The organism is Pseudonocardia nigra, assembly GCF_019396355.1.
GTDB classification, from domain to species: Bacteria; Actinomycetota; Actinomycetes; order Mycobacteriales; family Pseudonocardiaceae; genus Pseudonocardia; species Pseudonocardia nigra.
On record NZ_JAHKRK010000399.1, the window covers coordinates 1 to 2,469 of the forward strand.

Here is a 2,469-nt window from a genome sequence, read left to right on the forward strand (position 1 = left end):
GCGCGTCTGCGGCCTGCGTGGCCCAACACCAGTCCGCGTCCGGCGGGGCGGCATCGGTGACGCCGGCCAGCTCGCGCAGGGCGTGCGCGCAACAGAGTTGATGTTCGACGTCGGCGTAGGTGTCATACGGCGCCCACGCGTCGTGCACCGCGACCCCGCGGAACCGGCCGAGCATCCCGGCGGCGTTGATGCCCTCGCGGCCGCGCCGGGGATGGCAGGTGATCAAGGTGTAGCGGTCGGTGCGGGCGAGTGCACCCACGCCAGCCTGCCGGCCACCCGCAGTCCGGTCTCGTCGAAACCGGCCACCTCGGCCTCAGCCAACCGATCGGTGACGACGCCGAGGAACCCGTCCAGCCCGTCGGCGGCGCGCCGGGTCATCGCCGCCACGGTGGCGTCGGAGGCCGGAGTGCCGAACAGTTCGGCCAGCGCCTGGACGGTGCGTTTCTTGGACAGGAACTCCCCCGACATACAGGTAGAGGATGATCGCGGTGATCCGCGGCCCGTACTGCACCGGCGCCGTCACGCCGCCCGGGGCGGGGCCGCAGGTGGTGGCCCCACACGAGCAGCGGCGCGCGATCAGCCGATGCTCGGTCACCTGGACCGTGATCGGCGGCAGGTCGAACACCTGCCGGCGCTCCACCCCCACCTCCGGGGCGTCGGCCAGGCCCGCGCCGCAACCCACACACGGCCCGGCTCGTGCCGCAGCGTCTCGTTCGGATCGGCGACCAGCGCCAGCGTCGAGCCGGATGCCCGGGCTGCCCACCCGGCTTGCGCCCGCTGCGGCGCCGCAACGACTTCGGCCCCGGCTTGGTGAACGGCGAGTCCGACGACGGCGGCTTGGACGAGTTCACCGAGGTCATCCCCAACCGGCGCCTCAACTCGGCGTTCTCGGCCTCCAACACGGCGACCCGCGCACCCAGCTCTTTGATCACCCGCGCCTGCTCGCCGACCAGGGCAGCCAGCTCGTCATACGACGGACGCCCACCCCCGGCCAACACCCCATGATCATCTCATGCCGGCGATCAAGCCTTACAGGAGACCTGATCAGTTACCTATTGGGTTGCTTCGAGCCCCGGCCCCGCGGGCCCGCTGGTAGAGGTGGTGCGCGGGTGTTGTCGGCGATCCCGGCCGCTCCTTCTATCGATTGGAGTCCGCAGCGCTGATATCCGCCAGCGCGGAGGCCTCGTCGTGCTCGACGGCCAGGTCACCGATGCTGACGATGCCAACCACCCGATCGCCATCGACGACCGGGAGCCTGCGGACGGCCTTGCTGCGCATCAACTCGGCGGCCTGCCCCACCGTGGTGTCCGGGGTGACGGTTGCCAAGCCTGCACCGCTGCACACCTCGCGCACCGGGGTCGATCCGTCCTTGTCCTCGGCGACGGCCCGCACGACAATGTCTCGGTCGGTCAGGATTCCAGCCAGCCGATCACCGTCGAGGACGACGACGTCGCCGGTGTCGACGGCGCGCATCCGTCGCGCGGCCTCGCTGATGGTCATGTCCGCGCTGACCGCTTCCGGGTCGCGGCTCATGATCTCGGCCACGGTTGCTTCTGCCATGGGAGCTCCTCCTCCTTGCGGTCCATTGTCTCGTGCGAGCTACCCCCCGCCGCGAACCTCAATCACTACGCGCGACGCGGAGCGTCAGGCCGTACCTGCCGACAGGTGGAGGACTGCGCCGGCGTGTGCGACAAACTCACCGTTCAGCGGAACCACAGGTGTGCAGATCCAGGAGGTCGCGCCCGCGCCGCGGGTTTCGGACGCGTCGCGCGGGCGACCGGCCTGGTACGCCCGACGTGGGCGCCCCTCACCCGTCTCAGCGTGCTCAGTAACACGACCCGAGCCTGTTGAGCGAGTGGTTGCCCGTGTCATCGGAGCACCGACGGGTATTCGATGGGTGCTGGGGGACGCGAGCCCAGCATGCCGACTCCGAGCCCGTGGAGGTCAGCTCCGTGGAGCGTGCCGAGCTTTCCGCAGAAGATCTCGACGCCCAGAACCCGGCGGCCGATCTCGTCCGGGTGTATCTGAACGGCATCGGCAGGATCAGTCTGCTGACGGCAGCCCAGGAGGTCGAGCTGGCCAGGCGGATCGAGGCTGGCGTGTTCGCCCAGCACATGCTCGACAGTGCCGGCAAGGATGGGGTCGCCGCCGAGGGCGCCGACCTCGACCGCCAGTACGCCGCCGACCTGCGGGCCGTCGTCCGCGACGGCAGGCGGGCGCGGAACCACCTGCTCGAGGCCAACCTCCGGCTCGTGGTGTCGCTGGCCAAGCGCTACACCGGCCGCGGGATGCCGCTGCTCGACCTGATCCAGGAGGGCAACCTGGGCCTGATCCGCGCGGTGGAGAAGTTCGACTACACCAAGGGCTTCAAGTTCTCCACCTACGCCACCTGGTGGATCCGCCAGGCGATCACGCGCGGCATGGCCGACCAGGCGCGCACGATCCGGCTGCCCGTCCACCTCGTGGAGC

General features: G+C 70.4%; 6 protein-coding genes. 2 read left to right on the plus strand and 4 right to left on the minus strand.

Annotated features, from left to right (window positions below; all coding sequences use genetic code 11):
• The 3 genes from KME75_RS47330 to KME75_RS47685 form a co-directional block, all read right to left on the minus strand.
• Positions 1-259: IS66 family transposase (locus tag KME75_RS47330; protein WP_372452767.1), on the minus strand; the 259-nt coding region annotated here is incomplete at its 3' end.
• Positions 223-468, minus strand: coding sequence for an IS66 family transposase (locus KME75_RS47335; protein ID WP_372452768.1), 246 nt, complete (start codon positions 466-468; stop codon positions 223-225). The genes KME75_RS47335 and KME75_RS47330, both read right to left, overlap by 37 nt.
• On the minus strand, positions 375-878 hold the full coding sequence (locus KME75_RS47685) for a DUF6444 domain-containing protein (RefSeq protein WP_504739536.1): 504 nt from the start codon (positions 876-878) through the stop codon (positions 375-377). The genes KME75_RS47335 and KME75_RS47685 overlap by 94 nt, the downstream gene beginning before the upstream one ends.
• On the opposite strand from KME75_RS47685, the gene KME75_RS47690 reads away from it, so the two are divergent.
• Positions 769-1,005, plus strand: coding sequence for a hypothetical protein (locus KME75_RS47690; RefSeq protein WP_504739537.1), 237 nt, complete (start codon positions 769-771; stop codon positions 1,003-1,005). The two genes, KME75_RS47685 and KME75_RS47690, sit on opposite strands and share 110 nt — an antisense overlap.
• 132 nt (positions 1,006-1,137) lie before the next feature.
• Here the strand turns inward: KME75_RS47690 and KME75_RS40885 are convergent, their stop codons facing one another.
• Complete coding sequence (locus KME75_RS40885; protein WP_219420360.1) at positions 1,138-1,560, minus strand: CBS domain-containing protein; 423 nt, start codon at positions 1,558-1,560, stop codon at positions 1,138-1,140.
• Positions 1,561-1,937: 377 nt separating this feature from the next.
• On the opposite strand from KME75_RS40885, the gene KME75_RS40890 reads away from it, so the two are divergent.
• The coding region (locus tag KME75_RS40890; protein ID WP_219420361.1) for a sigma-70 family RNA polymerase sigma factor at positions 1,938-2,469 on the plus strand (532 nt) is incomplete at its 3' end.